16 protein-coding genes are annotated in these 17900 nt (G+C 61.7%); 2 read left to right on the top strand and 14 right to left on the bottom strand.

Translation table 11 applies throughout. The annotated features are described in order from the left end of the window. Window positions 1–28: 28 nt before the first annotated feature. The 6 genes from J5289_RS04350 to J5289_RS04325 all read right to left on the bottom strand — a co-directional run bounded on the left by J5289_RS04350 (window position 29) and on the right by J5289_RS04325 (window position 4036). Window positions 29–517 carry a GNAT family N-acetyltransferase gene (locus tag J5289_RS04350; RefSeq protein ID WP_142823867.1) on the bottom strand — a complete coding sequence of 163 codons (489 nt, stop codon included), beginning with the start codon at window positions 515–517 and terminating at the stop codon, window positions 29–31. 3 nt (window positions 518–520) lie between these two features. After that, complete coding sequence (gene tsaB, locus J5289_RS04345; protein ID WP_209182657.1) at window positions 521–1189, bottom strand: tRNA (adenosine(37)-N6)-threonylcarbamoyltransferase complex dimerization subunit type 1 TsaB; 669 nt, start codon at window positions 1187–1189, stop codon at window positions 521–523. A gap of 25 nt (window positions 1190–1214) precedes the next feature. Further along, window positions 1215–1781, bottom strand: a complete 567-nt coding sequence (locus J5289_RS04340) for a NifU family protein (protein WP_111216957.1) — start codon at window positions 1779–1781, stop codon at window positions 1215–1217. Between the two features lie 115 nt (window positions 1782–1896). Further along, on the bottom strand, window positions 1897–2388 hold the full coding sequence (locus J5289_RS04335; protein WP_111216455.1) for a universal stress protein: 492 nt from the start codon (window positions 2386–2388) through the stop codon (window positions 1897–1899). A gap of 88 nt (window positions 2389–2476) precedes the next feature. Then, window positions 2477–3541 carry a tryptophan--tRNA ligase gene (trpS, locus tag J5289_RS04330; protein WP_142823864.1) on the bottom strand — a complete coding sequence of 355 codons (1065 nt, stop codon included), beginning with the start codon at window positions 3539–3541 and terminating at the stop codon, window positions 2477–2479. Window positions 3542–3640: 99 nt separating this feature from the next. Beyond that, on the bottom strand, window positions 3641–4036 hold the full coding sequence (locus J5289_RS04325) for a VOC family protein (RefSeq protein WP_209182649.1): 396 nt from the start codon (window positions 4034–4036) through the stop codon (window positions 3641–3643). Window positions 4037–4174: 138 nt separating this feature from the next. On the opposite strand from J5289_RS04325, the gene J5289_RS04320 reads away from it, so the two are divergent. Further along, window positions 4175–4675, top strand: a complete 501-nt coding sequence (locus J5289_RS04320) for a GNAT family N-acetyltransferase (RefSeq protein ID WP_209182647.1) — start codon at window positions 4175–4177, stop codon at window positions 4673–4675. Window positions 4676–4715: 40 nt separating this feature from the next. Here the strand turns inward: J5289_RS04320 and J5289_RS04315 are convergent, their stop codons facing one another. Then, window positions 4716–5585 carry an aldo/keto reductase family oxidoreductase gene (locus J5289_RS04315; protein WP_209182644.1) on the bottom strand — a complete coding sequence of 290 codons (870 nt, stop codon included), beginning with the start codon at window positions 5583–5585 and terminating at the stop codon, window positions 4716–4718. Between the two features lie 403 nt (window positions 5586–5988). After that, window positions 5989–7374 (bottom strand): cytochrome P450, encoded by a 1386-nt coding sequence (locus J5289_RS04310; protein ID WP_209182642.1) that lies wholly within the window; start codon window positions 7372–7374, stop codon window positions 5989–5991. A 102-nt stretch (window positions 7375–7476) separates the two neighbouring features. On the opposite strand from J5289_RS04310, the gene J5289_RS04305 reads away from it, so the two are divergent. Continuing rightward, on the top strand, window positions 7477–8202 hold the full coding sequence (locus tag J5289_RS04305; RefSeq protein WP_209182640.1) for a TetR/AcrR family transcriptional regulator: 726 nt from the start codon (window positions 7477–7479) through the stop codon (window positions 8200–8202). On the opposite strand, the gene murJ is transcribed toward J5289_RS04305, so the two are convergent. The 6 genes from murJ to J5289_RS04275 form a co-directional block, all read right to left on the bottom strand. Beyond that, window positions 8159–9748, bottom strand: coding sequence for a murein biosynthesis integral membrane protein MurJ (gene murJ, locus J5289_RS04300; protein ID WP_142823858.1), 1590 nt, complete (start codon window positions 9746–9748; stop codon window positions 8159–8161). The genes J5289_RS04305 and murJ overlap by 44 nt on opposite strands. Beyond that, window positions 9745–12642 (bottom strand): [protein-PII] uridylyltransferase, encoded by a 2898-nt coding sequence (locus J5289_RS04295; protein WP_209182638.1) that lies wholly within the window; start codon window positions 12640–12642, stop codon window positions 9745–9747. The genes murJ and J5289_RS04295 overlap by 4 nt, the downstream gene beginning before the upstream one ends. Before the next feature lie 117 nt (window positions 12643–12759). Beyond that, a complete protein-coding gene (locus J5289_RS04290; RefSeq protein ID WP_209182636.1) occupies window positions 12760–13062 on the bottom strand; it encodes a hypothetical protein in 303 nt (100 codons plus the stop codon). A 21-nt stretch (window positions 13063–13083) separates the two neighbouring features. Continuing rightward, complete coding sequence (mutS, locus tag J5289_RS04285; protein WP_209182845.1) at window positions 13084–15741, bottom strand: DNA mismatch repair protein MutS; 2658 nt, start codon at window positions 15739–15741, stop codon at window positions 13084–13086. A gap of 208 nt (window positions 15742–15949) precedes the next feature. Next, entirely contained in the window at window positions 15950–16831 is an 882-nt protein-coding gene (locus J5289_RS04280; protein ID WP_209182634.1) for an alpha/beta fold hydrolase, read from the bottom strand. Between the two features lie 137 nt (window positions 16832–16968). After that, window positions 16969–17847: a GNAT family N-acetyltransferase gene (locus tag J5289_RS04275; RefSeq protein ID WP_209182633.1), complete on the bottom strand. Its 879-nt coding sequence runs from the start codon at window positions 17845–17847 to the stop codon at window positions 16969–16971. Window positions 17848–17900: the final 53 nt, after the last annotated feature.

Raw genomic sequence — 17900 nt, 5'->3', positions numbered from 1 at the left:
TTCTGGCCCGTGGATCCGACCCTAGGGACTAGCGAAGATCGCGGCGCATGACAAGCGCCGTCGATTTTGTACCGGATGCATCCGTGTAATAGGCCTTGCGCTCGCCAACCGTGGCGAAGCCCAGCTTGCGGTAGAGCCCGACTGCCGCAACATTGCCGGCATCGACCTCCAGAAACATGCTTTCCCCGCCGCGCCGGTGCGCCTCGCGCATCGCTGCCTGCATCAACCGCCAGCCTAGACCGGCGCGACCGAGCTTCGGCTGCACCGCAACCGTGAGGATCTCCGCCTCGTCGGCGACATGGCGAGCGAGCACGAAACCGCAAAGCGCCGGCTTGCCGTTGGTCTGGCGGGCAACAAAGCCGAACACCGGCTCCTGCGACAGCAGGCTGTGGAATTCGCCTGTGCCCCAGGCTTTCGGAAAGCGGGCGCTGTGCAGCGCGGATACGTCGGCGCAGTCGCGCGAGACCATGGCGACGATCTCGTAATCGGGCTTACTTCTAAGGAATGACGGCAGCATCGCCTATTGCCTCGCGACGGCGAAGCCGAGCTGCGGCTTGGCATCGGGGCCGCGCAGATAAAGCGGCTTCGGCTTCTCGCCGACAAGCATTTTTGCACCGAGCCGCGCAACATCCGAGATCGGAAAGGCATTGCCAGCCGCGTCTGCCGGCACATCCTCCGCCGTGGAGCTCAAAAGCGGCACGGCCGAGCCGGCCAACAGGCCATCGAACTCGGCGGCCAGCGCTCGAGCATCCTCCACAAGCACCGCCGCAGACTCGCTAAGAGGCATTCCGTCGACGCCGAATGTTTGCAGGTAGACTTCGCCCCGCTTGGCGTCCATTGCCACCAGCATCGGCCGGCCCGCAGCCTTCGGGCGATGGGCGGCCGCGATCACCTCGAGTGTCGTGACGCCGACAGCCGGGATGCCGAGCGCAAGGGCAAAACCACGGGCGGCAGCGACGCCGACCCGGATGCCGGTGAAGGAGCCGGGACCGACGGTCACGGCGATCCGCTCGACTGCATCGAGCTTCAGGCCAGCCTTGTCGAGCACACGATCGACCAGTGCGATGAGATGTTCGGCATGGCCCTTGCCGATGGTTTCGGTAATTTCGGCGAACACGCGGTCGCCGTCGCTGTCATAGACGGCGGCGGCGCAATCCGTGCCTGCGGTATCCAGCGCCAGTACGATCATTTTCGACGTTTCCGGAAAATCCCGATCAGACCGCCTCGACTTCCAGCACTTCGGGCACGAAATGGCGGAGGAGGTTCTGGACGCCGTGCTTCAGCGTGGCGGTGGACGAAGGGCAGCCTGCGCATGAGCCTTTCATGTTGAGAAAGACGGTGCCATCCCGGAAGCCGCGGAAAGTGATGTCGCCGCCATCCTGGGCGACGGCCGGACGGACACGGGTCTCCAGCAGTTCCTTTATCGTCAAGACGATGGACTCATCGCCCTCGGCGAAGAATTCGCCATCGGCATCCGTGACTTCCGACAATGCCGAGGAAGTGCCCATGACGGGCTTGCCGGACATGAAATGCTCCATGATCGAGCCTAGGATGGCTGGCTTCAGATGCTGCCATTCCTGATCGTCCTTGGAGACGCTGATGAAATCATAGCCGAAATAGACGCCGGTGACTCCGGGCACGGTGAACAGGCGGGCCGCGAGTGGCGAAACCTGCGCGTCGGCTGCGCTGCGGAACTCGGCCGTACCATTTTCCATGACAACCTTGCCAGGCAGGAATTTCAGCGTTGAGGGGTTCGGCGTGGACTCGGTCTGAATGAACATCGTCATCTCCATGACGGCGGCATGAGCCTGTCCGTCGTTTAGAACTCTTCAAAAGAAAATAGGCCTTTTCGGCCAACCAATCAAGACCGCCACACTCAACAAATCGGCAACGGGATCAGCAAAGAGCGTCGATTTCCTCGTTTGTCAGCGAATCCGGCAGCACCGTGACCGGGATCGGGAAGGCTGCGGAGCGACCGGCGACGGACGATACCAGCGGCCCCGGACCTTCCTTGTTCGATCCCGCTGCCAGAACAAGAATAGCGACGTCGCGGTCCTCGTCGATCACTGCATTCAGCTGTTCCGCAACATCGCCCTCGCGGATGACCGTTTCGGGCTCGATGCCGATGGTCTCCCGCACAAGCTGGGCAGCCTTGGCGACAACAGCCTCGGCCTCCTCACGCGCTTCTGCGCGCATGATTTCCTCGACCCCCAGCCATTGCTGGAAATCACCATCGGGAATAACGTAAAGCAGCAGCAGACCGCCATTGGAATTCTTCGCCCGCCGGCCGGCATAGTGCACGGCACGCTGGCATTCGGGAGTGCCGTCGATCACCGCCATGAACTTGCGGCGATGGCCTTCTAGCCGTGAAAGTCGCTGTGATACCATGCCCGGACTCTGACACGTGATGGCCGATTTTTGCAAGCCCCCGTCTTCTCCTTCTCCCCAGCAGGGAGAAGGAGATTGGACACGTGACCTAGGAGATGAAGCCGACGATATCGCGGACCTGCTGCATGGTGACTTCGGCACGGGCACGGGCCCTTGCTCCACCATCGCGCAGGACGGCATCGATATGACCGGGGTCGGCCATCAGCCGGCGCATTTCGCCGGTGATAGGCGCCAGGGTAGCAACCGCAACATCGACCAGCGCCGGCTTGAAAACCGAGAACTGCTGGCCGCCGAATTCGGCAAGGACCTCCGCCTTGGTCTTGTCGGCAAGTGCTGCGTAGATGCCGACGAGATTGTCGGCTTCCGGGCGCCCGGCAAGTCCGGCGATCTCGCTCGGCAAGCCATCCGGATCGGTCTTCGCCTTGCGGATCTTCTTGGAGATGGTCTCCTCGTCGTCCATCAGGTTGATGCGCGACAGGTCCGATGGATCCGACTTCGACATCTTCTTGGAGCCATCCTTCAGCGACATGACACGCGGCGCAGGGCCATCGATCAGCGGTTCCACCAGCGGGAAGAAGGCATGCACCGGCTGTTCGCCAACGACGATATCAAGCCCGGTGCCAGCGCGGCGGATGTGCTCGGCGTAGTCGATGTTGAACTTCATGGCGATGTCGCGGGCAAGCTCCAGATGCTGCTTCTGGTCATCGCCGACGGGCACATGCGTGCCGCGATAGACGAGAATATCGGCCGCCATCAGGCTTGGATAGGCGTAGAGCCCGAGCGAGGCATTTTCACGATCCTTGCCAGCCTTGTCCTTGAACTGCGTCATGCGGTTCATCCAGCCGATGCGGGCAACGCAATTGAAGATCCAGGCGAGTTCGGCGTGCTGGGGCACGGACGACTGAGCGAAGACGATATGCTTTTCGGGGTCGATGCCGGCAGCGAGGAAAGCTGCGGTAATCGAGCGGATCTGGCCGGGCATGTCGTCGTGGACGAGCTGCGCGGTCAATGCGTGCATGTCGACGACGCAGTAGATGCAGTCGTTGTTGTCCTGCAGAGCCACGAATTTCTTGATGGCGCCGAGATAATTACCGAGATGCAGGTTGCCGGTCGGCTGGACGCCGGAAAATACGAGTTTCTTGAATTCGGTCATGTCGTCCTCAATAGGCTTGTGGAAGGCCCCAGGGCTTTTCCGCCCATGTTGCAACATCGCGGCTTATGCACGGCGATAACCTGCCGAGCAAGAGGGATCTCAGGCAGAATGCTCGATCAGATCCCAGCGATTGCCATAGGGATCAGCAAACACCGCGACCGTGCCATAGATTTCGCGCCGGGGCGCCTCCAGGAAGGCGACGCCACGGACCACCATGACTGCATGATCGCGGGCGAAATCGCTGGTCTTCAGGAAAAAGCCGACGCGGCCGCCGGTCTGGTTGCCGATTGCCGCACGCTGATCTTCGCCCTCCGCCCTCGCCAGCAGCAACGCCGCCCCATCCGTCCCCGGAGGCCGCACCACGACCCAGCGCTTGCCATCGTCCTGGACCTCATCCTGCTGGCAATCAAATCCAAGCGCGTCGCAGTAAAATGCCTTTGCAGCATCGTAGTCGTCGACGACGAGCGTGACGAGGAAGACGGATCGGTCGGACATGTCGGGCTCTCAATTATCTGGGCGATGGTGTCGTGGGTTACTTAGGGCGGACGCCCACCGTCGAGTTAGGCAAAGGTCGTCGGCATATCGACAGCAACCATACTTTACGGGCGTTGTCGGCGGAACTAAAGGAAGCATATGCCGAACATTCAAATCGATCGCGTCCATATTTCGGATGCTGAAGACCTCATCGAGGCAAACAGGAAGAGCAGAGCTTTTCATGCGCCCTGGATTGCTCCATTCACGGATATGGATGGCTTCGACGCGTGGTACGCCAGGACGATAACCGGACCCAACCTCGACTTCGTCGCACGCGAGCGAGCAAGCGGTTCCATCGTCGGCGTGGTGAATATCAGCGAGATTGTTTGGGGCGCGTTCCGAAGCGGATACCTCAGCTATTACGGCATTTCCGGGCTTTCGCGGAAAGGCTTTATGACCGAGGCGGTCGATAGCGTCTGCAAACACACTTTCGCCGAAATTGGTTTGCATCGGCTGGAAGCAAACATCCAGCCGGATAATGTTGCGTCACTGGCCCTGGTGCGGCGAGCCGGATTTCAGCGCGAAGGCTTTTCCGAAAGATACCTCAAGATCGCCGGCGAATGGCGCGACCATGAGCGGTGGGCGAGGCTATCCAGCTAGAGGGCACCGCACCATTGCAGTGCGGCGCCCCGCGTTTGCCTTAGCCAGCAGACACGCCGTCGAGGGCCCTGAGGACATCTTCGGTAAGCTGAAGGTCGGCAGCAGCCAGATTTTCCTTGAGATGCCCGACGGACGAGGTGCCTGGAATGAGCAGGATATTGGGAGAGCGGCGGAGGAGCCAGGCAAGGGCAACCTGCATCGGCGTCGCACCAAGGCTCGCAGCGACGCTGTCGAGAGCCGAGGACTGCAGCGGGCTGAAACCACCAAGCGGAAAGAACGGCACATAGGCGATGCCATCGCGGGCGAGATCGTCGATCAGCGCGTCGTCGCTGCGATTGGCAAGATTGTACATGTTCTGGATGCAGACGATGTCGGCGATACGCCGGCCTTCGGCAATCTGCGTCGGGGTGGCATTGCTGAGCCCTATGTGGCGTACGAGGCCCTGGCGCTGCAGGTCGGCCAATACGGTCATGGGCGCCTCGAGCGAGCCTTCGGCCGGCCCATGGGCGCTGAACATCAGGCGCAGGTTGACGACATCGAGCACATCGAGGCCGAGGTTGCGCAGATTGTCGTGAACGGCCTCAGTCAACTCGGCGGCAGAGAAGGCCGGGTTCCACGATGCGTCCGGGCCACGCTTGGCACCGATCTTGGTGACGATCACCAGATCGTCGGCATAGGGGTGAAGCGCCTCGCGGATCAATTGGTTGGTGATATGCGGACCGTAGAAGTCGCTGGTGTCGATGTGATCGACCCCGGCCTCGACAGCGGCGCGGAGCACAGCGATGGCGGCGTCGCGATCACGGGGCGGCCCGAAAACGCCGGGTCCGGCAAGCTGCATGGCGCCGTAGCCCATGCGTTTGACGCTGTGACTGCCGAGGGTGAATGTGTCTGGCTGATGGGTAGCGGACATGGCTTTCTCCTGTGAAGCAGGAGGTAGAAATAGGGCTCGCTACCCCATCTGGAAATAACCGCAATCCGCACAGGCTGTGCGGCACCGTGAACAATGACAGCGCCCGCCTGCATGGCATCATGGATTACCGAGCGCTGCACGAAAGCGGGAACATCAGCGTATCTGCAGGCTCACCCAATAGAGCATCAGCATGCTAAGGAGTGTCAGCGAGACCTGTTTAAACCGTCTTACCCTTTTTGTGCGGACACCTGTCCAATCGTACTGCATCAAGCAGCCCTCTCCTTATCGCGTCCTCAGCAATCATTGCCATGGAGCGCGGCAGCAGCGAGCCGCATCCTCGCCTGAGCTTGGTATATTACGAAACTTGCGTATAGCATTTGTACCGCTTTCAGCTTCGCAACGCCTAGGAAGACCGAGATGGGGCGGCACGTTTACGCACGACCATCATCAGGTTTTCCTTGGGACGCAGCGTGACTTTCATGATGGCCTTCTTATCTGCCGCACCATGATTGCCGAGCCTCACCGCTGGCAAGAGTACAGCGAGGATAGCGACGGCCTCCATGACGGCGAAAGCATTGCCGATACAGACCCGTGGCCCTGCCCCGAACGGCATGTAGGCGTAGCGGTGGCGGGCCTTGGCGGCATCCGGGGCAAACCGGGCGGGATCGAATGTCTCGGGATCGGACCAGAGCGACGGATGACGATGGAGTGCGTAGATCGGCACGTAGATATCCGCGCCTGCCGGGATCCTGAATTCGCCCAGTGCGAACTCACGCACGGCCGTCCGGGTGATGATGGGGGCCGGCGGATAGAGCCGCATGGCCTCCGAGAAGACTTGCCTGGTGTAGCCGAGCCTCGCGACGTGTTCCGGGCGCAGCGGGCCTCCCCCGGTCACCGTTGCGATTTCCGCGAGGACAGCGGCTTCATGTTCGGGGTGCTTTGCCAGGAGATGGAGTGTCCAGGCAAGGCCCAGCGCCGTCGTCTCGTGTCCGGCCGTGATGAAGGTCATGAGGTTATCGACGATTTCGCCGTCGCTCATGCTACGGCCGCTCTCCGGATCGGAGGCGGAGAGCAGCATCGATACGAGGTCGTAACGGGCATCGGGCGCAACCCGGCGCTCGGCGATGACCCTGGCGAGGCTTGAGCGAAGAAACGCCACTGCCTCCCGCGCCTTGCCGCGACCGGGAAAGGGAACCCATTCCGGAGCGCCGAGCATGGCGAGTGCGAATGTCCAACCGCTCGGTTTCAGGTAGTCGGTGATCCCTTGCTCGACCCGCGCCACATCGATTCCATGGCCGCCCGACATCATGGTCTCGACGATGATGTCGAAGGTGGTGCGCATCATTTCGTGGCCGATATCAACGGTGCTGCCCTCGGCTGCCAGAAGCCGGTCCCGGGTGGTTTCCGCCGCTGCGATCATGGCGGGTTGCAGTTCGACGAGCCGATCATGGCGAAATGCGCCGGCGACTGCCTGTCGCTGCCATTTCCAGTGCGACCCATCGGCGGTGAGAAGCCCTTCGCCGAGGGCCGGACCCAGCGCCCTGCGCACATTCTCGCCCTTGCTCAGCGCATCCGCATTGCCAACGAGAGCTTCGTGAATAAGGACGGGATCGGTGAGATAGACGTGGGTCTTGCCGGCGCGCTTGGCGAAAACCACGCGTTCCGTGAACACTTGCGGGGGCAAGGCCTGCAGCGGATTTCTGATCACCGCGACAATTGCTGCGGCGGTGGACCGGCGGGGAATAAACGGCAAGTTGGACGATGAGGGCACTGCGGTTGCGGCTTGCATGTCTGGCTCCTTGTTCGAACGCAGAAACTGCGGTAGCGTCTGCCTAAGGTGATTACCTTAAAGAGAAATAAGGTGAATACCTTATATTTGCAAGGGGCGGATATGGTCGATGGTGATTTGCCGGCAGGAAAGTCGAAGAAACGCATGCCCACGCGCGACAGGATCCTGGTAGCAGCGCTTTCACTGTTCAATGAAAAGAGCCCCGGTCGTGTGACTACAGCCGAGATTGCCGGCATGGTCGGGATCAACGAGGGAAACCTCTATTACCACTTCCGCACCAAAGAATCGCTGATCACCAGCCTGTTTTCAGGGTTCGAGACGGCGGCGGCCGGCTTTGTCGCAAGCGCGCACTCCGCTCCTGCCAACGATCCGGCGAGCTATCCCGGCCTTCTGCGCCAGTGGTTTTCGCTCGTTTGGGACTATCGCTTCCTGTTTCGCGACCTTGTCGACCTGCTTGCGGTTGCTCCATCGCTCGCCGAGGCGATCCGGAGTGTCAGCACGCTGATGGGCCACGCGCTGGACGAAATCCTCAAGCGTATGGAAAGCGAGGCCCTGATCAACGTACCAGCCGACGACAGGGCGCCTCTGCTGGCAAATGTGTGGATCGTCGCCACCTACTGGGCCGTGTATCTCAACCTGCAGCAGCGGGTATCGGCGCTCGGAGAGGAGCACCTGGACTGGGGTATTAACCAGGTATCCGCGCTTTTCCGTCCTTATCTCAGCCCCGCCGCAAGGCAGGCATTCGAAGAAATCCGCGAGACACCCCTGTCGCCCCAGGCAGTCGTCACGCTGTTGGCCCCTCATCCTTTGCCACCGGCTTGCGATTGAGGTTTCGACGGATCATGCCAAGATTTGCGCCGCCGATAAGGAATGCGGTCGCGAAATAGACGACCATCGAAATGGCGATCAACAAGCCGAGAGTGCCGAGCTTGGTCGGCAGCGATGCACTGGACGCCAGTTCGGGTGCCCAGCGCTGCTTCAGATAAAAGATGACGGCACCCATGACGCAGGCGGCCACGACCAGCAGCGCTGCACGGCGGGCCAGCGCCCATTCCCACACGAGGTGGCCGCGACGCAGGAGCGTGCCAAACAGCAGTACCGTGCTGATCCAGCCTGCCGTCGCCTCGGCCACAGCAATGCCGGGAGCGCCCATATGCGGGAATAGGGTCAGCGCGGTGGCGCAATTGACAGCGACGGCGACAGCGGAAAAGCGCATCGGCGTTTTCGTATCCTCGCGGGCGTAAAAGCCCGGCTGCAGCGCCTTGATCATGACGAAGGCAGGCAGGCCGATGCCGTAGATGGCAAGGATAGCGCCGACGACCGCGGTGTTCTGCGCGTGGAAAGCGCCCCGCTCGTAGAGCAGCCGGATGATCTCGTCGGAGAGGATCCACAACGCGAAGGCGGCGGGAATGGTCATAAACAGCACGAATTCGATCGAGCGGTTCTGCAGGTTGCCCGCCTCGCGCAGGTTGCCGCCCTTCAGCGAACGCGCAAGTTCCGGCAGCAGCACGACGCCAACTGCGACGCCGACGACACCGAGCGGCAGCTGGTAGATCCGGTCGGCATATTGCAGGGCGGCAATGGCGCCTTCCTGGCTGGAGGCGATGGCCTGGCCGATCATCTGGTTGATCTGGGTGATGCCGCCAGTAATCGCGGCAGGAACTGCCAGAATGAGCAGCCGCTTGACGTTAGGCGTAATTTTCGGAAAGCGAATACCGATCGAGATGCCGGCATGCAGCACGCCAAAATAGACGACAGCCAGCTGCAGGATGCCGGCGACCAGCACACCCCAGGACATGTACCAGGCAGTCGAAAGCGGTGGCGCGCCGACATAGAGCGCGTAGAGCAGCGCGCCGATCATCACCACGTTGAGGAAAACCGGCGCGATGGCGGCAGCGAAGAAATGATGGAGCGAATTCAGCATGCCGCTCATCATTGCCGTCAGCGACATGCACATCAGATAGGGAAACATAACCGCCGCCATGCGCACCGTGATCGACATCTTGTCGGCGTCGTCGGCAAAGCCCGGCGCAATGACAAATCGAACCAGCAGCGGCATGCAGAGTTCCATCACCACCGTGATCAGGAACAGCACGGAAAACAGCACGCCGAAGACTTCCTCGGAAAAGCGCTTTGCACCGTCGATGCCGTTCGCCTCGATCTCCTTGGCAAACAGCGGCACGAAGGCAGCATTGAAAGCGCCCTCGGCAAAAAGCCGGCGAAACAGATTGGGAAATCGGAAGGCGGCGTAGAAGACGTCGGCCATCGGCCCGGTACCGAGCGCTGCCGCCATCAGCGTTTCGCGGGCGAAACCGAACATGCGGCTGCCGAGCGTCGCGCCACCGACGGTCGCAAATTTACGTACGAGACTCATGCTGCGGAACCGGCCTTTTCTTCATGATCGTCGAGCGGCGTCTCCGAGGGGGCGATAATGCCCGACGGCATGCGCTGGCGCAGCTCGTCCTCCTCGCCAGCCATCACAGCCTTCAGCCGGGCGATGATGTTGCCGCGCTTGTTCTCGTTGGAAATCTTCTGGCCGACGAGATCGGTAACGTAGAACGTATCGATGACCTTTTCACCGAAGGTCGTGATGCGGGCCGACTGGATGTCCAGCGACAGATCGGAAAGTACCGCCGTCACCTCCGACAAAAGTCCGGTCCGGTCGAGACCCTCGACCTCGACGACGGTGAACTTGTTCGACAGGCTGTTGGAGATCGTTGCCGACGGCGAGACGACGAACGCCTTGCTCTTGCGCTTGAGCTTGGTGCGATTGGCGATCACTTCGGGAAGAAGCTTGCGACCGGACAAAACGTCCTCGATCATCTTGCCGATGGTGGCCGCACGACGCAGCTCGTCGGCATCGTCCGGAAACTCGCGACTGACATGGATCGTGTCGAGCGCGCGGCCGTCAGCTGTGGTGAAAATCTGCGCGTTGACGATGTTGGCACCGGACGCCGCACAGGCACCGGCAATCACCGCCAGCAGGCGCGGATGGTCGGGCGACAGGACCGTGATCTCGGTAATGGCGTGGAAACTATCTGTCCGGACCATGGTCGCCAGCACCTGTCCGGCCTTGTCTGTCTGGCGAATGAACCCGGTATGGCGGATCTGGTCTTCCAGCGAGACGGACAGCAGATAGGGTTGGTAGTGTAGCTTGACGTAGGCTTCGCGGTCGTGCTCGCTCCAGTCGGACAGCGCATTGAACAAGGCCTCGGCAGCGTATTTGGCGCGTTCGTTTCGCGACACTTCCGAAAAGCCGCCAGCCAGGAGCAGCTCTGTCTCGTAGTAGAGCGTGCGCAGCAGCTGGCCCTTCCAGCCGTTCCAGACCCCGGGGCCAACGGCGCGGATGTCGCAGACGGTCAGGATGACCAGCATCTTCAACCGCTCGAGCGACTGCACACGGTCGGCAAAATCGATGATCGTCTTGCGGTCGTTGAGGTCGCGGGTCTGGGCTACCATCGACATCGTCAGATGTTCCTCGATCAGCCAGACGACGAGTTCGGTCTGCTTCGGCGACAGGCCGAAGCGCGCCGCCAGTTTGCGGGCGACCCTTGCGCCGGCAATCGAGTGATCCTCGAGCCGACCCTTGGCGACATCGTGCAGCAGCACGGCGACGTAGAGGGCCTCGCGATCCTCTACGTGGGGCATCAGCTTGTTGACGAGCGGATGAATTTCCTCGGCCTTGCCCTTGTCGATCTCCGACAGGATGGCGACGGCGCGGATCAGGTGCTCGTCGACCGTATAGTGGTGATACATGCTGAACTGCATCATCGCGACGATCTTGCCGAACTCGGGAATGAAGCGGCCGAGCACGCCGGCCTCGTTCATCCGGCGCAGGATCAGCGCCGGATCGCGGGGCGAGGTCAGGATCGACAGGAACAGCCGGTTGGCTTCCTCGTCCTCGCGCAGCCGGATATCGATCAGCGACAGCGAGCGCGTCACCAGCTTCAGCGCATCGGGGTGGAATTCCAGGTTGTTGATGTCAGCGACATGGAACAGTCGGATCAGGCTGACAGGATCACGCTTGAAAACATCGGGATTAGCAAGCGCGATGCGGCCCCGATCCTCCACGAACTCGATAGAGCCGGCGATCTTGCGCGAGCGGTGAGTGAAGCGGCTGAGCACGCCGGACAGCCCCGGGGTCGCCTTGGCCTGCTCGTCCTCCAGTGCGGCGCAGAGGATGCGCGTGAGGTCGCCGACATCCTTGGTCACCAGGAAATAGTGCTTCATAAAACGTTCGACGGCCGAAAGACCGGGACGGGCGTGGTAGCCGAGCGCCTCGGCGATTTCGCGCTGGATGTCGAATGACAGCCGCTCCTCAGCCTTGTTGGTGAGGAAATGCATGTGGCAGCGCACCGCCCAGAGAAAATCGTCGGCCTTTTCGAACAGCCGGTATTCGCTCTTCGAGAGTACGCCAAGCTTGACGAGTTCGATCGTGTTGCGGACGTGATAATAGTATTTCGAGATCCAGAACAGCGTGTGCAGGTCGCGCAGACCGCCTTTGCCTTCCTTGACGTTGGGTTCGACCAGATAGCGGGTGTCGCCGGCCTTGCGATGACGCTCGTCGCGTTCGGCCAGTTTGGCAGCAACGAATTCCGGCCCGGTGCCGATGACGATTTCCTTGTCGAAGCGGCCCTCGAGTTCGGTCGCCAGAGGCCGATAACCGCAGATGAAGCGGGTTTCAAGAATGGCGGTGCGGATCGTCATGTCCGACTTCGACAGGCGGATGCACTCTTCGATGGTGCGGGTGGCGTGACCGACCTTGAAGCCCATGTCCCAGAGAACGTAGAGCACGAACTCGACGGCCTTGTGGGTATCGTCCTCGGGCTTTGGCTGGAACAGGAACAGCAGGTCGATATCGGATCCCGGTGCCAGCGTATCGCGACCATAGCCACCGACCGCTGCGACGGCAAATTTGTCCTTCTGGCCGGGGTAGACCTGCGTGACCGCGACATCATAGAGGATAGTGATCAGCTGGTCCTGCAGCCAGGAAATCTCGTGTGCGCAATCAAGTCCGCTGCCATGGGCGAAAAACCGTAACCGGGCGCGCTCGCGTGCCTCTTGGCTTGCCCTTTTCAGCGGCGGCAACAGCGCGTTTCGCAGGTCTATCCGGGTGCCCTTGTGGGCGGCGATAACGGCGTCGCATTCGGCTCTGACGGCGGTCACGTCCAGAATGCCGGGATAATCGATGACAGCCATCCTGCGCCGACCGAGGTGCTTCTCGTTGTCGGCCATCCTCTGCTGGAGCGCCTCACTCTTCGTCGCCATGCGCTATAGCCCTTCTGACCCGCCGATGACAGGCATCATAAAAACCAGAGTGTTTATATTTGACGAAGGTTGACGAAGCCGGTCGCGGGTAGCATTCGTGCACACCTGATGTCCCGCCTAGGCTTCACTGCGGCCTTCAGCGATATTCTTTGCCTCGATAGCCTTCATGTCATTGATATGATAGAGGATCTGTCGAGACTGCGCACCGATCTGTGCCAGCAGTTCGCGGTCGCACTCCCAATAACCGGCAGCCGAAATGCGGGTGGAAATATCCGAGATGCGGCCGCAGGCAAGCACGATGTCGAGCAGGCCACGGGCGGAATGCCACTCGATGGGCGCTTCCGGCTTCGGTCGCGCTTCGGGCATGACAAAACGGTCGGAGAGATTTCGAACTTCGGTGAGCAGTTTTTCGATATGCATGACGCGATCCCGTTTCCGACTTCAGCCGGCCTCACTGAGCTTCTTCTTCAATTCGTAGAGCGCGTCAAGCGCCGCGCGCGGTGTCAGGTCATCGAGGTCGATGGCCCTCAACGCCTCTTCGACCTTGGACGTTCCCCGTGCGCGGTACGCCTCGTCGCGGCGGACCGCCACCTGGAATAGCGGCAGGTCGTCGATCAGCGAGGATGCCGGGTTCTTGCGGTCGGCGTCCTCGAGCCTCGTCAGGACATCGCGGGCGCGCTCAACGACGGAAGCCGGCAGGCCGGCCAGTCGCGCCACCTGGATTCCGTAGGAGCGATCGGCGGCACCCGGTCCGACCTCGTGGAGGAAGATAACCTCGCCATCCCACTCCCGGACCCGCATCGTGGCGTTGGCCAGACGCCCGAGTTTTTCCGACAGTGCGGTCAGTTCGTGGAAATGGGTGGCAAACAGGCCCCGGCAACGATTGCCCTCATGCAGGTGCTCGACCGCCGCCCATGCGATCGACAGGCCATCGAAGGTGGCTGTGCCACGGCCGATCTCGTCCAGAATGACCAGCGAACGGTCGCTGGCCTGGTTGAGGATGGCCGCTGTCTCGACCATTTCGACCATGAAGGTCGAGCGCCCGCGGGCAAGATCGTCAGATGCTCCGACGCGCGAAAACAAGCGGTCGACGATACCGATATGGGCCGACGTTGCCGGCACGAAGCAGCCCATCTGGGCGAGGATGGCAATCAGCGCATTCTGGCGCAGGAAGGTCGACTTGCCGCCCATGTTCGGGCCAGTCAGCAGCCAGATGGCGCCGTCCCGCCCGCCGTCGCGCGGTGAGAGATCACAGTTGTTGGCGACGAAAGGACCTGCCGACTGGCGACGCAGGGCCTGCTCGACCACGGGATGGCGGCCGCCACCGATGGCAAACATTTTCGAATCGTCCACCGTTGGCCGGCAGTAGGCCTGCTCTTCGGCCAGCAACGCCAGGCCGGCGGCGACATCGATGACGGCGAGCGCCCGGGCACCTGCCTTGATCGCCTCGGCCTTGCGAACCACGGCTGCCACCATTTCGTCGAAAGCCTTCAGTTCGATCGCCAGCGCCTGGCCGCCGGCATTGGCAATACGGCTTTCGAGATCGGCCAGTTCCGGCGTCGTGAATCGCATGGCATTCGCCATCGACTGGCGATGGATGAAGCGTCCCTTGGCCTCTGGTGTATCGATCATCGGGCCGGCACTGCCGGCGGTGACTTCGATGAAATAGCCGAGCACATTGTTGTGCTTGATCTTCAGTGACTTGATGCCGGTTTCCTCGGCATATTGCAGCTGCAGCCCGGCGATCACCCGGCGCGACTGATCGCGCAGGGCCCGGACCGCATCGAGATCAGCATCGGCACCCTGTCGCAGAAAGCCGCCATCACGCTTCAACAGCGGCAGCTCATCGGCGAGCGTGCCGGTGAGCAGCGATTCGAGCTCTTTCGGCAGCGTCTTCAGCCCGGCAAGAGCATCGTCGAGTTCGCCCGGCAGCAGCGCTGCGCCCAGCATCTCGGCAATCGCGAAAGCCGCGCCCAGCCCCTTGGCAATCGCAAACAGGTCGCGTGGTCCGCCCCGGTCGAGCGCCAGTCGCGAGAGGGCGCGGGGCATATCCGGCACGTGCTTCAAGGCTGACCGCAGATCGCTGCAGAGGGAGGGCTCCTCGAGCAGGAAGCCTATCGAATCAAGCCGGGCATTGATACGCGCGGGATCCGTCAGCGGTGACATCAGCCGTTCGGCCAGCAACCGAGCACCGCCGCCTGTCACGGTGCGATCGACGGCTTTCAGCAGCGTGCCGTTGCGGTCTCCAGACTGGGTCCGTACCAGTTCCAGATTGGCGCGGGTGGCGGGATCGATGAACAGCGTCGAGGCGCCGCTTTCGCGCTCCGGCCGGCCGAGTGGCGGGCGCTCGGCGATCTGGGTTTTTTCGACATAGGCAACCGCTGCAGCCGCAGCTGCAAGCTCGGCGCGGGTAAAGCTGCCAAAGCCGTCGAGCGTCGCGACGCCAAAATAGCGGGTGATACGTCCTTCGGCACTAGCGCTGTCGAACAGCACCGATGGCTGCGGCACCGCCACTCGCCCGAGCACATCGAACACGGGTTTGAGCTCCGGATCGTGAAACATCGTGTCGGGCAGGATCAACTCGCGCGGCTCGATGCGGATGATGTCGGAGAGCAGACGCGACTGATCCGTCTCGGCCAGCCGGAAAATGCCGGTCGAGATGTCGATCCAGGCAAGCGCCAGTTGCGGCTCGCTGCCGCCCCGGATGCGGGTCAGTGCCATCAGATAATTGGATTCGGACGGCGAAAGCAGCTTTTCCTCGGTGATCGTGCCTGGCGTCACCAGCCGCACGACATCCCGCCTGACAACGGATTTGCCACCGCGCTTCTTTGCCTCGGCCGGGTCTTCGATCTGCTCGCAGACGGCGACACGGAAACCCAACGAGATCAGCTTCTGCAGGTAGTCGTCGGAGGCGTGAACGGGCACGCCGCACATCGGGATATCCTGCCCCATGTGCTGGCCGCGTTTCGTCAGCGTGATGCCCAACGCACGCGACGCCTCGACGGCATCCTCGAAGAACAACTCGTAGAAATCGCCCATGCGATAGAACAGCAGCGAACCGGGATTGTTCGCCTTGATCTCTATGTACTGCTCCATCATCGGCGTTGCCGACGCGCGGCTTGCGTCAGTGGCAAGCTCGGTTGCCGAGTAAGGCTCGATCCTAGGTGCGATGCGTTCGTTCACTGTGATTTTTCTGTCCCAAAACAAGCCGGCACCCTATCCGCGCGGAGGCGGGCAAGACAACAGCAATCGGGACGCCACTACGGATCGCCCACAGGACGTTTTGCGGTTTGCAGCCCGGTTGCTCTCAGCCCACTGCCAGCACCGCGTCCGCAAAAGCCTCAGGCGCCTCCTGCGGCAGGTTGTGGCCGGCGCCCGGCACGGCCAATCGCTCGTACGGCCCGGTGAAGTGAGCATGTGCCGTATCAGCGGGACCCGGCGGGTCTACTCCATCGTCGCCGCCTTGCAGTACGATGGTGGGCGTCGCGATGGTCGGTTGGGCCGCCAGATACCGCTCGATCTCCGCATAGGCGGGATCGCCCGCAACGAGGCCGAAACGGTGGCGATAGGAATGGATCACGGTGGCGACAAAATCGGGATTATCGAAGGCGGAAGCGCTGCGGGCGAACGTCTCCTCGTCGAAGGACCAAGTCGGCGACCACAGGCGCCAAAGCAGCCGGCAGAGACCTCGCCGGTCGGCGGCCAGCCCAATCCTGCCGCGTTCGCTGTGAAAGTAATACTGGTACCAGAAACGGTATTCCGCCTCCGGCGTATCCGGTTCCACAGATCTGGCGATGTTCTGGATGTTGTATCCGGCACCGCCGCTGACCAGTCCCCGCACCCGGTCGGGCCAAAGTGCCGCGACGATGCAAGCTGCGCGACCGCCCCAGTCATAGCCCGCGAGAACTGCCGAAGGGATCGACAGCGCATCCATCAAGGCAAGCAGATCGGCACCGAGCGCTGCCTGTTCGCCTGAGCGCGGCGTGTCCGGATCGAGAAAGCGGGTGGCGCCGTAGCCGCGTAAAAAGGGGACGATACAGCGCTTTCCGGCTGCCGCCAGCCGCTCGGCGACAGCCTCATAGGCATGGGCGTCGTAGGGAAATCCGTGGAGGAGTATGACGGGCGCTCCGTCGACGCGGCCCGTTTCGTAATAGGCGATGTCCAGAACGCCGGCGACTACAGTTCTCATGGCGCTTGCGACCCCTCCCCCTCATCGCGACAATTCACGCTTGCGTTGAAGTTTAGGATGCCTGGCCGCCAAGGCAAGGTATTGCATCGATCAAGGTGTTGATTTCCTGAAGATGGACAGAAGCGCCAGGCCGGCGCCTAGCTCAGGAAGCGATCCGCCTGCGCGCCGTAGTGGTTGACATAGCGATCGGAAATGCTGGCGATCGGCAGCACGATCAGTACATCGGTGGTATTGAAGGCATGATCGACCACGGCCTGCGTGCCCACCATCGCACCGAGGCGAAGATATCCCTTGATCAGCGGCGGCATCGCCATCAGCGCCTTGCGTGCATTGATCGCCTCGGCCGGCATCAGGTCCATTGTGCGGGCAAGCGCCGGAAGAGCATCGGCCGCCCATTCGCCTTGGGCACGCACGTTGTGGTAGAGGAAAGACAAAGCCAGCGCATGCTCTTCCGGCCGTATGCCTGGGAAGGAAGCGCAGCCGAACATGGCGCCCATGCCGTGTTTCAGCGCGTAAGCCCAGTTGCCCTGCCACAAAAGCTCGACGATCCGTTTTGTGCGATAGGCCGGCAGCACGCAGGAGCGGCCGAGTTCCATGAACTGCTTGTCCGGATGACGGGCGATCAGGGCATCGGTGGCAAATTCCGAAGCGGAGTAGAAACCACCGTGGGCCATGGCGACTTCCTGGCGCAACAGCCGGTACGTGCCGACGATCTGGTCCTCGGTATCGCCTTCGATGGAGTGATCGAGCACCAGCAGATGATCGCAGATGGCGTCCCAGCTATCGACGTCGCGCTTCAGGCGCATCGCCTCGGCTGGCAACTGGGCGTGCATCTCCTCGACGAATACGCGATAGCGCACCGCCTGGGCAGCGTCGATTTCGCGCTCGTTACGGGCAAGGCGCGTTTCCAGATTACCGATTCGGCCGAACACGTCCCCAGTCACTGGGGCGCTCGTTTTTTTGATATTTTGAACAGTGTCGCCCTGAACTTCGCGATTTAACATTTCGATGGACATGGCGTTTCCCGACTTTGGGTTGTTTGATCGCCATAAAGCAAATTCTTGCGACA

It is taken from the genome of Rhizobium sp. B230/85 (assembly GCF_019355735.1).
GTDB lineage: Bacteria > Pseudomonadota > Alphaproteobacteria > Rhizobiales > Rhizobiaceae > Rhizobium > Rhizobium rhododendri.
The sequence above is the reverse complement of the archived record's forward strand: the minus strand, read 5'-3'. Positions and strand labels throughout refer to the sequence as shown.